Raw genomic sequence first — 15,900 nt, 5'->3', positions numbered from 1 at the left:
TGTCATCGCATCTCGCGGAGTGCCTGCCGTGCCGGCAAGACTCCGGGTGCTTATCCGGAATGCTAGACGTTGGCGCCGCCTGCTCCATCGGCTGCATGGATGAGGCGCGCATCGTCAACAAACGGGTTCGAGCGGTAAAAACGCCTCAATGGCCGGCACCGCGTCGTCGCCGGTGGCGATTGATCAGCCGGTGTTGCCGCCACTGCAGCGCTGATATCGACGACAGCAGCACGCGCCGGCATCGCCCGTTGTGACGAAGTCAGCCGACGCGTCGAAGTTGCGTCGAGTATCGACCGTCAGCGTGGCGGCGGCACCAGCAGCGGCGCGATCTCGTCGAGAATCCGTGGGTCGTCGATCGTGGCCGGCATCGTGTAGCTGCGGCCGTCGGCGATCGCGCGCATCGTGGCGCGCAGCACTTTGCCGCTGCGGGTCTTCGGCAGTCGCGGCACGATCACGGCCTGCTTAAACGCCGCAACGGCGCCGATGCTGGCGCGCACGCGCTCGACCAGTTCGCGCGTGATCTCGTCGGCCGGCCGCGTCACGCCGCTCTTGAGCACGACCAGCCCGACCGGCAACTGGCCCTTGAGCGCGTCGGCGACGCCGATCACCGCGCATTCGGCGACATCGGGATGCGCGGCCAGGATTTCCTCCATCGCGCCAGTCGACAGCCGGTGGCCGGCGACGTTGATGATGTCGTCGATCCGCGACATCACCCAGCAATAACCGTCCTCATCGATCACGCCCGCGTCGCCGGTCAGGTAATAGCCGGGATAGCGCGACAGGTAGTTGTCGCGATAGCCGGCTTCGTCGTTCCACAGCGTTGCCAGCGTGCCCGGCGGCAGCGGCAGCTTGATCACCAGATTGCCGATTTCGCCGGCCGGCAGCGCCGCACCGTCGGCATCGAGCACCTGCATATCGAAGCCGGGCACCGGCACTGTGGCCGAGCCCGGCTTGACGGTCATCGGCGTCAGGCCGATGCAGTTGGCGATCGCCGGCCAGCCGAGTTCGGTCTGCCACCAGTGATCGACCACCGGGACTTTCAGCATCTGCTGCGCCCACAGCACGGTGTCCGGATCGCAGCGCTCGCCGGCCAGATACAGCGTCTTCAAGCTGCTCAGGTCATAGCGGCCGATCAGCTCGCCACGCGGGTCTTCTTTCTTGATCGCGCGGAATGCGGTCGGCGCGGTGAAGAACGACTTGACGCGGTACTGCGAGATCACGCGCCAGAACGCGCCGGCATCGGGCGTGCCGACCGGCTTGCCTTCGTACAGGATCGTCGTGCAGCCGGCGAGCAGCGGCCCATAGACGATGTACGAATGGCCGACGACCCAGCCGCAATCCGATGCGGCCCAGAACACGTCGCCAGGGCCGACGTCGTAGACCGCCTTCATCGAGTACAGCAGCGCCACCGCGTGGCCACCGTGATCGCGGACCACGCCCTTGGGTTTGCCAGTGGTGCCGGACGTGTACAACACGTACAGCGGATCGGTCGCCGCGATCCGCGCACAGGGCGCCGGCTCGGCAGCGGCCTCGGCCAGCTGCCAGTCGTGATCGCGGCCCGGCTGCATCGACGCCAGGCACTGCTTGCGTTGCAGCAGCACCACGCGCGTGACCTTGTGCTCGGCCAGCGTCAGTGCTTCGTCGAGCAGCGGCTTGTATTCGACGATGCGGCCCGGCTCGATGCCGCAACTGGCGGTCAGCACCAGCACCGGCTTCGCCGCATCGATCCGCTTGGCCAGCTCCGGCGCGGCAAACCCACCGAAGACGACCGAATGGATCGCGCCGATCCGCGCGCAGGCGAGCATCGCGATCGCCACTTCCGGGACCATCGGCAGGTAGATGACCACGCGGTCGCCCTTGCCGACGCCCTGCGCGCGCAGCAGCCCAGCGACGCGCGCGACGCGCTCGGTCAGCTCGCGGTAGCTGTATTGCTGGCGCGTATCGGTGACCGGGCTGTCGTAGATCAGCGCCAACTGGTCGCCGCGACCGGCCTCGACATGGCGATCGAGCGCGTTGTAACAGGTGTTGAACTCGGCGCCGTCGAACCAGCGATAGATCGGCGCATTGCGGCGATCCAGCACCTGGTCCCAGCGTCGATCCCAGTGCAGTGCGTCGGCCTGCGCGGCCCAGAAAGCCTCGGGGTCGAGCTGCGCCTGCTGGTACTGAGCCTGATACAGCGTGTTCGATGTCGACATTGCGTTCGGGTCCATGGTCATCCCTGATATCGGTGGACCGCGCGCCATCCGGCGGCGGAGCGAGGAACGTCGGCGGCTAGCATGCCGCGCCCGGCGCCGTCGCGCGACCGGTCAAAAACTGACCGGCGATCATTCCCGTAGACTGGCCGTCGACAACGGAGCGCACATGGCCAAGCCCAATTACGGATTCGACAAGCGACAGCGGGAACTGAAGAAGAGCAAGCAGCAGGAAGAAAAGCGCCTGAAAAAGCTGGCCCGTGGCACGGGCGGCGCCGAAGGTGACACCGACACCCAGGGCCAAGCGCCCTCATCAACCGAGCCGACATCATGAGCAAGAGCCAGGACGCAAAGAAGGAAACCAAGAAGAAGCCGCTGAAGACGCCGGCCGAAAAGCGCGCCGAGAAGAACGAAAAGAAGAAGAACAAGTAAGCCGTCGGCGCCGGAGCGGGCCGCAAGGCCCGCCCGGCGCAGAACGCGCTACATGCGGAACACGCCGTAGCGCGGCTCGGCGATCGGTGCGTTCAGCGCGGCACTGATCGCCATGCCCAGCGCGTTGCGCGTATCGGGCGGCGCCAGAATGCCGTCGTCCCAGATTTCCGACGTGCTCCAGTACGCGCTCTGCTTGCGCTTGAACTCGCCGAGCACCGGGTCGCGGATCGCATCGATATCAGCCTGCGTCAACTGCTTGCCCTGCTTGGCGAGCTGGCGAATCTTGACGTCGGCCAGCGTGTTGGCCGCCTGCTCGGCACCCATGACGCTGATCTGAGACTGCGGCCACGAGAACAGGAAGCGTGAATCGAACGCACGCCCGCTCATGCCGTAGTTGCCGGCACCGAAGCTGCCGTGGCACATGACGGTGAACTTCGGCACTTCGGAATTGGACACGGCCATGATCATCTTGGCGCCGTCCTTGGTGATGCCACGGCGCTCGTACTCGCGGCCGACCATGAAGCCGGTGATGTTCTGCAGGAACACCAGCGGCGTCTTGTTCTGATTGCACAGCTCGATGAAGTGCGCGCCCTTGAGCGCGCTGTCGTTGAACAGCACGCCGTTGTTGGCCAAGATGCCGATCTTGTAGCCCCACAAGTGCGCATAGCCGGAGATCAGCGTCTTGCCGTAGTTGGGCTGGTACTCATGAAAGCGCGAGCCATCGACCAGGCGCGCGATCACCTCATGCATGTCGAAGCCCTGCTTGATGTCGCGCGGCAGCACGCCGTACAACTCCTCGGGGCTGTAGAACGGCGCCTCGGGCGGCTGCCATTCGACGCCGGCCTTCGGCTGGCGATGGAACTGCGCGACGATGTCGCGGGCAATCGCGATCGCCTCTTGCTCGCTGCTGGCCGGATAGTCGGCCGTGCCCGATACCGAGGTGTGCATGTCGCAACCACCGAGGTCATCGACGCTGACATCTTCACCGGTGGCCGCTTTCACCAACGGCGGGCCCGCCAGGAAGATCGCACCGGTGCCGCGCACGATCACGTTGTAGTCCGACAGGCCCGGTACGTAGGCGCCGCCGGCCGTGCAGTGACCGAGCACGACAGCGACTTGCTGGACGCCCATCTTCGACAGCATGCATTGATTGCGGAAGATCCGGCCCGCGTAGTACTTGTCGGCGAACAGATCGGCCTGCAGCGGCAGAAAGCCGCCAGCCGAATCGCACAGATGCACGACCGGCAGGCGGTTCTCGATCGCGATGTCGAGCGCGCGGATCGTCTTCTTGACCGTCAGCGGATACCAGGCGCCGCCCTTGACGCTGGCATCGCCGGCGTTGATGACGACTTCGCGGCCGGCGACGATGCCGATGCCGGTGACGCATGCCGCACCGGGCACTTCACCGTCGTAGGCCTCGTTGGCGGCCAGTGACGAGAGTTCCAGAAACGGCGTGCCCGGATCGAGCAGTTGCTGCAGGCGCTCGCGCACCAGCAGCTTGTTCTGCGCACGCAAGCGGTCCACGTCGCGCTGAGGGCGATCATGGCGCGCCTTGCGCTGCTTCTCCTTGAACGCGTCGGCCAGCGCGCGATTGTGCGCGGCGTTGGCCTGGAACTCGGCAGATGCCGTGTTGAGCTTGGATTCGATGCGTTTCATTGCGGCGGCACTCGGAAGGTTCGGTGTCGTAACGGTTCAGGGTTGCGCGTACGGCTGCAGCTCAGGCTCGGTGCGCGACAAGTGCAGCGTCGGCAGGCCGTTGCTCGGCTCTTTGAGCACGATGGTGACGATGCCGCGCAGCAGCTGCGGCAATGGCGGAATGACCAGATCGGGCAGCAGCGACAGCGGCCCGCACAGGCCGGTCTGACCGCCCGCTGCAGCGAGTACGCGCTCGACGCTGGCCGGCCCCGGATGATCGAAAGCGTCCAGCGCCAGCGTGAACGTCAGCGCGTCATTGAGCCCGATCGTCACGTGGTCGACGATGCGGCCGGGGCAGACGTCCTGCAGCAGAATGTTGCTGACGCGTGGATTGTCGAGACCGAAATCCAGTGCGGCAGTCGGCACCGGTTGCACCGGCTGCACCAGTTCGTCGAACAGCGTGTACAGCGCGGTATAGGAAACATCGCCCGGCGTCTGATCGCCGCGATTGCTCGCCTCGATGAAGCGCGAATCCGGGTTGAACTGGTGGAACGATTCGGGGATGCCGATCAGACCGAGACTGGCGATCGTGCTGAACACCGAGGTGTTGGCCGTACCCTGGTTCGGACCCGCCTGTGCGATGAAGTCGTCGACAGCCACCCGCGTTGATGGAAACCAGCGCAGCGCCCAGCGCACCACGGTGACGCCCTGGCTGTGTCCGACCACGGCGATGCGTCGCCCACTGCGCCGGAACGTCTCGCGGATCGCATGGACGACGTACTCGCCGCTGATCTGCGAATCACCAAAGCCGCGATCGGGATAGGTGACATAGCAGACATCGTAGCCGCGGTTCTGCAGCAGCGGCAGATAAGTCCACTCGTACTGCTCGAAGCCGCTGGTGAAGGTGCCGTGCACCAGCAGCACGGCCGGCTTGTCCGGATGCGTGAACGGCGTGCAGGTCAGCGACGCCGCCAGTGCATCGGGCGATGGCGACAGCGGCGGGTCGGCATCGACCAAGCGCTGGAACGTGTCCGCGTCCGGCGCTGCTGCATCGAGCACCTCGTCGCCACCGCCGCAGCCGGCGAGCGACAGCAGCATCAGCGAGCCGAGCAGCGCGTGGCGCATCGGTGCCAGCATCGTCCTCATCAGGCCTTGCCCGCGGCGGCGAGCTTGACCAGCAAGGCATCGCGGTCGAAGGTCTGGCCCTTTTCATAGCTCAGCGCTTCGATGACGCCGTCGCGCGGCGCGGCGATCGTCGTCTCCATCTTCATGCTCTCCATCACCAGCAGCGTCTGGCCCTTGGTGACGGCATCGCCAACGGTGACCTGTACAGCGACGATGCTGCCCGGCATCGGCGCGCGGATGCTGTCATCGGCGCTTCCACCGGCGCTGGCGGCAAGCCGGTCCAGCGGATGGCGGTAACGCAGCTGATAGGCCTCGCCGTCGAGATGAACGAACACGTCGTCGCCGCGCGTGGCGACGACCACTTCGACGCTATGGTCGCCGATCGACAGCAGCGCACGGCCGTTGTGCAGCTCCGCCAGCGTGACGGAAACGGTGTGGCCTTCGCGGTGCAAGCGATAGACGCCCGGTCCGCGCGACAGCGCAACGTTGTGCTCGGCGTCGCCGAGCTTGAAGGCATGATGCATGGTGCTCCCCTGCCGGCCGGGCTTCGCCCGGCTCGCGTTTAGTTGGTCCAGTCGCCGATCGCCGCGTGCAGCTCGGGTATCACGTCAGCGCCTTCCCGCAGCGGCTGCGTCGACATCGCCGCGACGGCCAGCAGCGCCTGCAAGCGGTCCTCACCCAATTCGGGGTCGGCTGCGATCTGCGGGTTGGCGTCGAGAAAGCCGGTGTGTACGTCACCGGCGATGAACGCCGGATGCGCGATCAAGCGGCGCAGGAACGCGGTGTTGGTCTTGCAGCCGAGCAGCACCGTGTCGCGCAGCGCGGCGTCAGCACGCGCGATCGCGTCGCTGCGGTCGCGACCGCGAATGATCAGCTTGGCGATCATCGGATCGAAGGCACTGGTGACTTCGCCACCCTGCACCACACCGCTGTCCCAGCGCACACCCTCGCCCTGCGGCGGATGCAGCACCAGCACCGGACCGGTGGTCGGCGTGTAGCCACGGCCCGGATCTTCGGCATAGATCCGGAACTCGATCGAGTGACCGCTGGAGCGGATGTCGTGCTGCTGCAGCCGCAGCGTTTCGCCAGCGGCGACGCGCAATTGCTCGTGAACCAGATCCAGTCCGGTGATCTCTTCGGTGACCGGATGCTCGACCTGCAGCCGCGTGTTCATCTCAAGGAAGTAGAACTCGCCGCCTTGGCCAAAGATGAACTCCACGGTGCCGGCATTGCGATAGCCAGCCGAGCGGGCGATGCCAGCGGCGGTTTCGCAGATGCGCTCGCGCAGCGGGGCATCGAGCGCCGGGGACGGCGTTTCTTCCACGATTTTCTGGAAGCGGCGCTGCACCGAGCATTCACGCTCGAACACATGGACGACGTTGCCGTAGGCATCGCCCAGCACCTGGACTTCGATGTGGCGCGGATTCTCGATGTAGCGTTCGACGTACAAGCGGCCGTCACCGAAGTAGCGCAGACCTTCGGAGCGCGCGCGCTCGATCTCGCCTTCCAGCAGCGACAGGTCGCGGACGATGCGCATGCCCTTGCCACCACCACCGGCCGATGGCTTGATCAGCAGCGGCGCACCGACCAAGCGCGCCCGCTCGACGAAGGTCGCGGGATCGTCGTCTTCGATCGCGCTCGGCGCCACCGGAAAGCCGCCCTTCTCGACGAAGTTGCGCGCACGCACCTTGTCGCCCATCAGTTCGATCTGCTCGGGACGCGGGCCGATGAACACCAGGCCCGCTGCCTCGACCGCGCGCGCGAAGCCGGTGTTCTCCGACAAGAAGCCGTAGCCTGGGTGGATCGCGCCCGCGCCGCTGGCCTTGGCGGCTGCCAAGATCTGCGCCGCGTCGAGGTAGGCCGCGACCGGCGTACTGCCGGTGATCTCGATCGCTTGATCGGCCATCGTCACCGCCAGCGCGCCGCGGTCGGCCGCGTGGTAGACGACGATGCCGCGCAAGCCGAGCTTCTTGACCGTGCGCAGCACGCGCACGGCGATTTCACCGCGATTGGCGACGAGCACCGAATCGAACGGCCATGATGAGGGGGCGCTGGAATGGCTCATGCAGACTTCCTGTGATGGTCGGTGCCGGCGACGAGGCGCGGCTCGATACGTTCCACTGCGACGGTCGGCGGCGTCGCCAGACCCTCACACAACAGCGACAGCAATTGATCGGCGATGGCGTCGATGTCGAGCGCGCCGCGGCCGCACAAGTAATTCCAGGCGTGATGTTCGATGCCGCCGTAAACGGTCGCACGCAGCAGCGTCGGCGGTACGTCGCGACGGAACTCGCCCGCAGCGGCACCTTGCTCGATGACGTCGACCAGCAACTGCGTGTAGCGACGGTTCAGACCGTGCAGCGAGGTGCCGCGATAATCGTGTTCGGACTGCACTTCGCGAAACATCAATCGGCACAGCTGTGGGTAGTCGCGCAACGCACGCAAGTGCCGCCAGATCAGCCGATGCAGACGGGCACGGGCGCCGTCGATCGACTCCAGCTCGCGTGCGCAGTCGCCAAACAACTCGTCGTGCCAGTTCTCCAGCGTGCGCAGCAGCAGATCGCGCTTGGTCGCGAAGTACTTGTAGACGGTGCCTTCGACGACGCCGATCCGTGCAGCGATCTCGGCGACACCGGCCGCCTCGTAGCCCTTCTCGCAGAACACCGCGCGGGCGGCGACCAGAATCTCGTCGACGCGTTGCTCGCGCGCCAAGCGCGGGGCTGCTGTGCGCAAGCTCATCGCGCTGGCATCCGGATCGGGAAGTCCATCAGCACCTGCGCCAGCATCTTGCCCTGCGGGTCATAACGCAGGCTGGCCGTGCCACCGCCGCCGAGCGCCTGCGTCAGCAGGAAGTTGAAACCGTTCAGGCCCGGCCAGTCATAGCGCAGCACTTCACCGTCGACGAAGTGCGCCAGATATGCGCGCACGGCGGCAGCGGTCAATTGCTCGCGCAACAACGGCAGATACTCGGGCTTGCGCGCCAACACGCCGATATTCGCGCTGTCGCCCTTGTCGCCGCTGCGGCCGTAGGCGATCTGGATCAGCGGCACCGTGGCCTCCGCTGGCGCGAGCGCTGCCGCGGCATCAGTGGCCGTCGCACGCTGCGGCGTCGATCCGGCGGGCGCGGCCTGGTAGCGCACCGCAGGCGCCTCGAACGGCCGGCCGTCGACTTCGATCGGCACCAGCGTCTTGTCGACCAGGCAGGAGAACAGGCGCACCAGCGGCGTAGCGCTCGGGCGTCCGCCCGAGAAGCCGGTGATGCTCTGCACCATCGAGGTCGCAGGCGGGATGAACTCGCGACCGAACACGTCCAGCGCCTTGGCGTTGTCGTGGTGGACGGCGATCTTCAGCAGCACTTCGCGCGTGCCGCGAGCGCGGCTGTTGGCGCCCCAGTTGGCTTCGGCGCCGAGCACTTCGACATCGGTGCGGCGGTAGTCGGCGAAGCCGGCTTCGGTCATCAAGCGCCGCGTGCGCTTCAGAATCGCGGCGGCCACGGCTTCGGCCTTGGCTACGGCGTCGACGCCGCCGATCAGCATCGTGCCGCTGCAGCGGAAGCCGTCCTGGTACGTGGTCGAGGTCTTGTACTGCGCGGTGGGTGCCGAGCCGCGCGCACCGCGCACGTCGACGCGGTCCGGTCCGATCTGCGTCAACTGCACGTTGGTGAAATCGCAGGTCACGTCGGGCAGCAGGTAGGCCGCCGGGTCGCCGATCTCGTAGACGATCTGTTCGGCGACGGTGTCGACGACGACGCGGCCGCCAGTGCCGGCCGGCTTGGTGACGACAAAGCCACCGTCGGCGCGGCATTCGGCAATCGGGAAGCCCATGCGGTCCCAGTCGTCGGCGACCTCGCGCCAGTCGGTGCTGACGCCGCCGGTGGCTTGCGCGCCGCATTCAACGACGTGCCCCGCGAGGCTACCCGCCGACAACAGGTCGTAATCGTCGGCCTTCCAGCCGAACTCATGAATCAGCGGACCCAGTGCCAGCGCTGAGTCGACGCAGCGTCCGGTCAGCACGATGTCGGCACCGGCATCGAGCGCGGCCGCAATCGGGAACGCACCCAGATACGCATTGGCGCTCCACGGCTGCGCCGGGAAGGCGTCACCGCTGAACATCTCGCGCACATCACGGCTGCGCAGCGCCTCGACCTGCGGCATCAAGTCATCGCCGGTGACGATGCTGACTTTCAGATCGATGTTCAGCGCTTGCAGCCGCGCTTCGATCGCCGCTTTGCAGGCTTGCGGATTGACGCCACCGGCATTAGTGACCAGCTTGATGCCCTGCGCCTTGAGCTGCGGCGCGAGCCGGGCGACGACGCCGGGCAGATCGGTGGCATAGCCCAGCGCCGCATCCTTGGCACGCGCGCGCGCCAGCAAGGACATCGTAATCTCGGCCAGATAGTCGAGGATCAGATAATCGATCGCGCCGGAATCGACCAGCTGCTTGGGGCCTTCGGCGCTATCGCCCCAAAAGCCAGCGCCACAGCCGATACGGACCAGACTCTTGCGCGTTTCGGGCTGGCTCATGTCAGCGACCCGTCCACACCGGTGAACGCTTCTGCTGGAACGAGGCCATGCCTTCGCGAGCGTCTTCGGTGCTGGCCATCACCGGGATCATCACTTGTGCGTATTCCAGCGCCTGGCGCAGATTCATGTCGCGCATCGAGTGGAAGGCCTGCTTGCCGATTCGCAGCGCGGTCGGACTCTTGTCGACGACGCGCGACAGCAGCCAGTCGAGCTTGCTGTCCAGTTCGCTGCGCGGCACCAGATAGTTGACGATGCCCCATTCCAGCAGCAGCGGCGCAGCGAACACCTCACCGGTGATGCACATCTCCTGCAGCTGGCGCGGCGGCAGCAAGCGCTGCATGTACGGCAGGATCATCATCGGCGTCATGCCGATCTTCGGTTCGGTGGTACCGAAGCGGATGTCGTCGGCCGCCACCGCCATGTCGCAGGCACACAGGATGCCGAAACCGCCCGCCATTGCCGCGCCATTGACGCGCGCGATGATCGGCAAGGTGCAGGCTTCCATGCAGTTGAACAGCTCGACGATATAGCTGCGCGGCTGCGAGTAGTCGACGGCAAACACCGCGCCCTGTGCATTCTTGGCCAGATCGGCGCCAGCGCAGAACGCCTTGTCGCCGGCACCGGTCAGCACGATCGCGCGAACATCGCCGCTGGCCATCGCCTGCTCGATGCCCCGGATCATCGTGCGAACCACCTGCTCGTTGAGCGAGTTGCGGCGCTCTTCGCGGTTGATCGTGATCCACAGGACATTGGCCGCAGCCCCATCACCGGCCCCAGCGACGGCGCGCCGTTCGAGCTTCACCAGATCTTGATCCGACATGCGTTTGCACACCCATTTCAGGAATGGACGGCAGTCTGTTGTCGCGCTGGTGAGTCTGCCTCACCCGTATGTGGGAGTCGGGTCCGGCGGCGTCGCTCGGGTACGCTGCACGCCTGGAGAACGCCCGATGCCGCAGCCCCCCAACGACCTCGATCCCGATGCCGACGCACCCAGGCCGGGTGCCACGGCGCCGGCTGCCGCTGGCCTGCTGATCGATGCGATGAACCTCGCCTACTGGTGTGGTGCGCCGCCGAGTTTGCGTGTGCCGCTGAGCTTGCTCGCGTACTGCGTCGGCGCTGGTATCGATGCCCGTCTGTACTTCGACGCCAGTGCGGTGCACCGGCTGCCGGTCGACGAGCGCGACCTGTATGGCCGGCTGTTGCATGAACACGCGGGCCGGGCCGGCGCAGTTCCGTCCGGCCGCAGTGCCGACGGCGTGATGCTGCGCGATGCACGCCGCAGCGGCGCCTGCATCATCAGCCGCGACCGCTACCGCGACCATCGGCGCCGCTATCGCAAGCTGATAGACGACCCGACACGCCTGCTGTCAGGCCATGTCGCAGCCGACCAGATTCACGTCGCCGCGCTGGATCTGCACGCGCCACTGGCTGAAACCGCCGCAGCGGCCTGGCAGCAACTGGCGCATGGCGCCACGCTCGCCGACACCGCCGGCTGATGGCAACGGCGCCGCCTCGATGTCAGGCAGGCGGCAGGAACGGATCGCGGAAGGTAAACGCAGCCGGCGTTGCGCCGTGCTGCTGCAAGTGCAACAGGCGCGCTTGCGCCTCGGCGACATCGGGCCGATGACCTTGCGGCACCCACCACAGCACCAGGAACGCCTGCGGCATCCGGTCGAACCATTCGCGGCGACGACGCATGATCGCCACATGGTCGGAGTCGTAGACGAACGCCTTCAGCGCTTCCAGATCGCGCCACACCGACAGGTTGACCAGCACGCTGTCGCCAAAAGGGCGCAGCGCCGTGGCGTCGCCGTCGTCGGTCTGCAGTCGCCAGACGTAGCCCGGCGAGCGTTCGGCCAACTGGTTGATACGGTCAAGGTTGGCGACGAAGTCGGCCAGCAGCGGCGATTCCAGCGGTGCCTTCATCGAGGCGATGTTCAGTTGTGCGAGTTCGTACATGCGAGTGCCGAAAGAGTCGGAACGATGGAGCCTGGGTTCGATCGGAGGGTGGGGATCGGTTCAGCGCGGCGATGGAGACGGAATCTGCGGGATTCCTGCAACGAACGAGGCCTTGCCGATGCGCCCGTTGGCGATCTGGTAGATGCACAGCATGTCGAGCGATCCGCGTCCATCGGGAAAGTTGCGCGTGATCCGCTCCAAGTCGACGACGACATCACCGAGCACTTGGCGCGACAGCAGCTCGGCATGCAGATCCGGTTCAGCGAAACGCAGCGTAAAGCGCTGCCGCAGCTGTGCATGACCCCGCGCCAGCAAGGCACCGTGCAGTTCGTAGTGCTCGGCCTCCTCCGCATAGGTGGCCAGCAAGGCGTCGACGTCCTTGGCGTTGTAGGCGTCGAGCTGGGCTTGGACGATCTGGGTCGGCGTCATCATCGGTGTCGAGGGCGGTAGCGGCGTGCCGCCATTATTGACGCAGGCGCTGCGGAGGCCCACGGCTCAGCCGCCGACGCGTGCACCGACCGCGCGCAAGCAGAAATCGGCGATGCCTTCGACGAGCTTGTCTTCGGTGACGCGCTTGGCAGTCGGTGCGACCGGCCGGACCAAGGCCTCGGTGAACGCGCCGACGATGCACGCCGCGCCGATGTCGACCGACTGTTTCGGGAATTCGCCGCTGGCGATGCCGTCTTTCAGCAGCTTCTTGAACACATCGCCGATCTGCGCACGCGCGATCAGGCGTGCGGCCTCGACTTCGGGGTCGGCTGGCTCGGCGATGAAGGCATACGCCAGATACGGGCCCTGCAGCGCGCGCCGCGCGAACGACTCGACCGCAGCGCGCAGCCGCTGGGTGGCACTGCCATCGCCACGGGCGATGTCACCCAGGATTGCGACCTCGTGCGCTACGGCGGCGCCGAGTACTTCGACGAACAGCTCGGCCTTGGACGGAAAGTAGCGATACAGCGCGCCGGTCGACAGCCCGGCGCTCTGCGCGACGGCGGTGACCGAGGCCTGACGGAAGCCGCCTTCGGCAACCAGCGCGCGGGCGGCTTTGAGGATGCGCTCGCGGTTGTCGGCGAGGCGCTCCTGCATCAGCGTGGATCGTTTGTAGGCCATGGAATGAATCCGCTTCCCTTTTGTGAATCTTATTTCATTTCTTTGTTGCCACGCCTATCATCCCGCCATGCGGCGACCCGAAGTCGCCGGCTCACTTTCGATGGCGCCGGCCATGACCGCGCCGAACCGACCCGAGGAGATGTCCGCATGTTCAGCAGCGCCTTCAACTTCGACCTGGGCCGCGACGTCGACGATCTGCGCGAGGCCGTGCGCCAGTTTGCCGAGCGCGAGATCGCGCCGCTGGCCGCGCAGACCGATCGCGACAACGCGTTCCCGATGCCGCTATGGCGCAAGCTCGGCGAACTGGGCGTGCTCGGCCTGACCGCGAGCGAAACCTACGGCGGCACGCCGATGGGCTATCTGGCCCATGTCGTGGCGATGGAAGAAATCTCGCGCGCGTCGGCATCGATTGGCCTGTCATACGGCGCGCACTCCAACCTGTGCGTCAACCAGCTCGACAAGAACGGCAGCCCGGAGCAAAAGCAGCGCTATCTGCCCAAGCTGATCAGCGGCGAGCACGTCGGCGCGCTGGCGATGAGCGAGCCGGGTGCCGGCTCCGACGTGGTCAGCATGAAGCTGCGCGCCGAGCGGCGCGGCGATCACTACCGGCTCAACGGCAACAAGATGTGGATCACCAACGGGCCCGACGCCGACACCTTGATCGTCTACGCCAAGACCGACCCGGAAGCCGGCCCGCGCGGCATCACCGCGTTCATCATTGAAAAAGGCTTCAAGGGCTTCAGCACGGCGCAGAAGCTCGACAAGCTCGGCATGCGCGGCTCCAACACCTGCGAGCTGGTGTTCCAGGACTGCGAGGTGCCCGCCGAGAACGTGCTCGGCAGCGTCGGGCGCGGCGTCAATGTGCTGATGTCCGGTCTCGACTACGAGCGCGTCGTACTGTCGGGCGGCCCGCTGGGCATAATGGCCGCCTGCATGGACATCGTTGCGCCATACACCCGCGAGCGCCGCCAGTTCGGCCAGGCGATCGGCGAGTTCCAGCTGATGCAGGGCAAGCTGGCCGACATGTACGTCGGCTTCAACGCCTGCCGCGCGTACGTGTACGCGGTGGCGCGCGCCTGTGATCGTGGTGAAACCACGCGCAAGGATGCCGCTGGCGCGATCCTGTACAGCGCCGAAAAAGCGACGTGGATGGCCGGCCAGGCGATCCAGGCGCTCGGCGGCAACGGCTACATCAACGATTACGCCACCGGCCGCTTGTGGCGCGACGCCAAGCTCTACGAGATCGGTGCCGGCACGTCGGAGATCCGCCGCATGCTGATCGGCCGCGAGCTGCACAACGAGCTCGGCTGATGGACGTCATCGCGTCCAAGCTGCGCACCAACAGCGACGAGTACCGGCTCAATCACGCGGCGCTGCAGGCGCAGGTCGACGAACTGCGCCAGCGCACGGCCGAAGCGGCACAAGGCGGCAGCGCGGCGGCGCGCGCCAAGCACACCGCGCGCGGCAAGCTGCTGGTGCGCGACCGCATCGACTTGCTGCTCGACCCCGGCACGCCGTTCATGGAGCTGTCGGCACTGGCTGCCAACGGCATGTACGGCGGTGATGTGCCCTGTGCCGGCGTCGTTGCTGGCATCGGCCGCATACACGGACGCGAGTGCGTGGTCGTCGGCAACGACGCCACCGTCAAAGGCGGCAGCTACTACCCGATGACGGTCAAGAAGCACCTGCGCGCCCAGGAGATCGCACGCGAAAACGGGCTGCCTTGCGTATATCTGGTGGACTCCGGCGGCGCGTTCCTGCCGATGCAGGACGAGGTGTTTCCCGACCGCGATCACTTCGGCCGCATCTTCTACAACCAGGCCAACCTGTCAGCGCAAGGCATCGCGCAGATCGCCTGCGTGATGGGCTCGTGCACGGCCGGCGGTGCTTATGTGCCGGCGATGTCGGACGAGACCGTGATCGTCCGTGATCAGGGCACGATCTTTCTGGGCGGGCCGCCGCTGGTCAAAGCGGCGACCGGCGAGATCGTCAGTGCCGAAGACCTTGGCGGCGGCGACGTGCATACGCGCTTGTCGGGCGTCGCCGATCACCTGGCCGACGACGATGCGCACGCGCTGGCGCGGGTGCGTCGCATCATCAGCCGGCTCGGTGCACCACAACGTCACCTGATCGCCAGCAGCGTTGAAGCGCCGCGCTACGACCCTGCCGAGTTGTACGGCGTGATCCCGGCCGATACGCGCAAGCCCTATGACGTGCGCGAGGTGATCGCCCGTATCGTCGACGGCTCGCGTTTCGACGAATTCAAGGCGCGCTTCGGCGCCACGCTGGTGACCGGCTTTGCCCAGGTCTACGGCTATCCGGTCGGCATCGTCGCCAACAACGGCGTGCTGTTTTCGGAGTCGGCGCAGAAGGCCGCGCACTTCATCGAGCTGTGTGCGCAGCGCAGCATTCCGCTGGTGTTTTTGCAGAACATCACCGGCTTCATGGTCGGCCGCAAATACGAAAACGAGGGCATTGCGCGCCACGGCGCCAAGATGGTCACCGCGGTGGCGACTGCGCAGGTTCCCAAGTTCACGGTGCTGATCGGCGGCTCCTACGGTGCCGGCAACTACGGCATGTGCGGGCGCGCCTACGGGCCGCGGTTCCTATGGGCTTGGCCCAACTCGAAGATATCGGTGATGGGTGGAGAACAAGCCGCCAGCGTGCTGGCGACCGTGCGGCGCGACGCGCTCGAAGCGCAAGGCAAGGCCTGGAGCGCCGAAGAAGAAGCCGCATTCAAGGCGCCGACGCGCGAGCAGTTCGAGCAGCAAGGCAGCCCGTATTACGCGACCGCGCGGCTCTGGGACGATGGCATCGTGGATCCGGCGCAGACCCGCCGGATGCTGGGCATGGGGCTGGCCGCCGCTGCCAATGCCCCGATCGAGGCAACACGCTTCGGCGTGTTCCGCATGTGAGGCTGCCGC

At 66.4% G+C, this 15,900-nt stretch carries 15 protein-coding genes; 4 read left to right on the top strand and 11 right to left on the bottom strand.

All coding sequences use genetic code 11. The features are described 5' to 3' along the window. Nucleotides 1-296: 296 nt before the first annotated feature. Complete coding sequence (locus tag BUB09_RS07390; protein ID WP_217650257.1) at nt 297-2,210, bottom strand: propionyl-CoA synthetase; 1,914 nt, start codon at nt 2,208-2,210, stop codon at nt 297-299. A gap of 151 nt (nt 2,211-2,361) precedes the next feature. Between BUB09_RS07390 and BUB09_RS17175 the strand changes: the two genes are divergently transcribed. Further along, nucleotides 2,362-2,526, top strand: coding sequence for a hypothetical protein (locus BUB09_RS17175; RefSeq protein ID WP_175550128.1), 165 nt, complete (start codon nt 2,362-2,364; stop codon nt 2,524-2,526). Nucleotides 2,527-2,672: 146 nt separating this feature from the next. Here the strand turns inward: BUB09_RS17175 and BUB09_RS07385 are convergent, their stop codons facing one another. From BUB09_RS07385 to BUB09_RS07355, 7 genes are read right to left on the bottom strand one after another with little or no spacing between them, the layout of a single operon-like run. Then, nucleotides 2,673-4,280 carry an acyl-CoA carboxylase subunit beta gene (locus tag BUB09_RS07385; protein ID WP_072896211.1) on the bottom strand — a complete coding sequence of 536 codons (1,608 nt, stop codon included), beginning with the start codon at nt 4,278-4,280 and terminating at the stop codon, nt 2,673-2,675. Between the two features lie 36 nt (nt 4,281-4,316). Continuing rightward, the gene (locus tag BUB09_RS07380) at nt 4,317-5,405 is read right to left on the bottom strand and encodes an esterase/lipase family protein (RefSeq protein ID WP_139250169.1); all 1,089 of its coding nucleotides are present in this window, start codon (nt 5,403-5,405) and stop codon (nt 4,317-4,319) included. Beyond that, nucleotides 5,405-5,908: an acyl-CoA carboxylase biotin carboxyl carrier protein subunit gene (locus tag BUB09_RS07375; protein WP_072896208.1), complete on the bottom strand. Its 504-nt coding sequence runs from the start codon at nt 5,906-5,908 to the stop codon at nt 5,405-5,407. The genes BUB09_RS07380 and BUB09_RS07375 overlap by 1 nt, the downstream gene beginning before the upstream one ends. 38 nt (nt 5,909-5,946) lie before the next feature. Continuing rightward, nucleotides 5,947-7,449 (bottom strand): acetyl-CoA carboxylase biotin carboxylase subunit, encoded by a 1,503-nt coding sequence (locus BUB09_RS07370; RefSeq protein ID WP_072896207.1) that lies wholly within the window; start codon nt 7,447-7,449, stop codon nt 5,947-5,949. After that, nucleotides 7,446-8,123, bottom strand: a complete 678-nt coding sequence (locus tag BUB09_RS07365; protein ID WP_072896205.1) for a TetR/AcrR family transcriptional regulator — start codon at nt 8,121-8,123, stop codon at nt 7,446-7,448. The genes BUB09_RS07370 and BUB09_RS07365 overlap by 4 nt, the downstream gene beginning before the upstream one ends. Then, nucleotides 8,120-9,907 carry an acyclic terpene utilization AtuA family protein gene (locus BUB09_RS07360; protein ID WP_072896203.1) on the bottom strand — a complete coding sequence of 596 codons (1,788 nt, stop codon included), beginning with the start codon at nt 9,905-9,907 and terminating at the stop codon, nt 8,120-8,122. Before BUB09_RS07360 ends, BUB09_RS07365 begins: the two co-directional genes overlap by 4 nt. 1 nt (nt 9,908) lies before the next feature. Further along, on the bottom strand, nt 9,909-10,727 hold the full coding sequence (locus tag BUB09_RS07355) for an enoyl-CoA hydratase-related protein (protein ID WP_072896201.1): 819 nt from the start codon (nt 10,725-10,727) through the stop codon (nt 9,909-9,911). Nucleotides 10,728-10,854: 127 nt separating this feature from the next. Between BUB09_RS07355 and BUB09_RS07350 the strand changes: the two genes are divergently transcribed. Further along, the gene (locus BUB09_RS07350) at nt 10,855-11,403 is read left to right on the top strand and encodes an NYN domain-containing protein (protein ID WP_072896200.1); all 549 of its coding nucleotides are present in this window, start codon (nt 10,855-10,857) and stop codon (nt 11,401-11,403) included. Nucleotides 11,404-11,425: 22 nt separating this feature from the next. On the opposite strand, the gene BUB09_RS07345 is transcribed toward BUB09_RS07350, so the two are convergent. The 3 genes from BUB09_RS07345 to BUB09_RS07335 form a co-directional block, all read right to left on the bottom strand. Next, nucleotides 11,426-11,866 (bottom strand): DUF3291 domain-containing protein, encoded by a 441-nt coding sequence (locus BUB09_RS07345; RefSeq protein ID WP_072896198.1) that lies wholly within the window; start codon nt 11,864-11,866, stop codon nt 11,426-11,428. Between the two features lie 60 nt (nt 11,867-11,926). Next, nucleotides 11,927-12,298, bottom strand: a complete 372-nt coding sequence (locus BUB09_RS07340) for a nuclear transport factor 2 family protein (RefSeq protein ID WP_072896196.1) — start codon at nt 12,296-12,298, stop codon at nt 11,927-11,929. A 63-nt stretch (nt 12,299-12,361) separates the two neighbouring features. Next, complete coding sequence (locus tag BUB09_RS07335) at nt 12,362-12,976, bottom strand: TetR/AcrR family transcriptional regulator (RefSeq protein WP_072896195.1); 615 nt, start codon at nt 12,974-12,976, stop codon at nt 12,362-12,364. Nucleotides 12,977-13,123: 147 nt separating this feature from the next. Between BUB09_RS07335 and BUB09_RS07330 the strand changes: the two genes are divergently transcribed. After that, complete coding sequence (locus tag BUB09_RS07330) at nt 13,124-14,287, top strand: isovaleryl-CoA dehydrogenase (protein ID WP_072896193.1); 1,164 nt, start codon at nt 13,124-13,126, stop codon at nt 14,285-14,287. After that, a complete protein-coding gene (locus tag BUB09_RS07325) occupies nt 14,287-15,891 on the top strand; it encodes a carboxyl transferase domain-containing protein (protein WP_072896192.1) in 1,605 nt (534 codons plus the stop codon). The genes BUB09_RS07330 and BUB09_RS07325 overlap by 1 nt, the downstream gene beginning before the upstream one ends. The last annotated feature ends 9 nt before the right edge of the window (nt 15,892-15,900 follow it).

It is taken from the genome of Hydrocarboniphaga daqingensis (assembly GCF_900129825.1).
GTDB classification, from domain to species: Bacteria; Pseudomonadota; Gammaproteobacteria; order Nevskiales; family Nevskiaceae; genus Hydrocarboniphaga; species Hydrocarboniphaga daqingensis.
The sequence above is the reverse complement of the archived record's forward strand: the minus strand, read 5'-3'. Positions and strand labels throughout refer to the sequence as shown.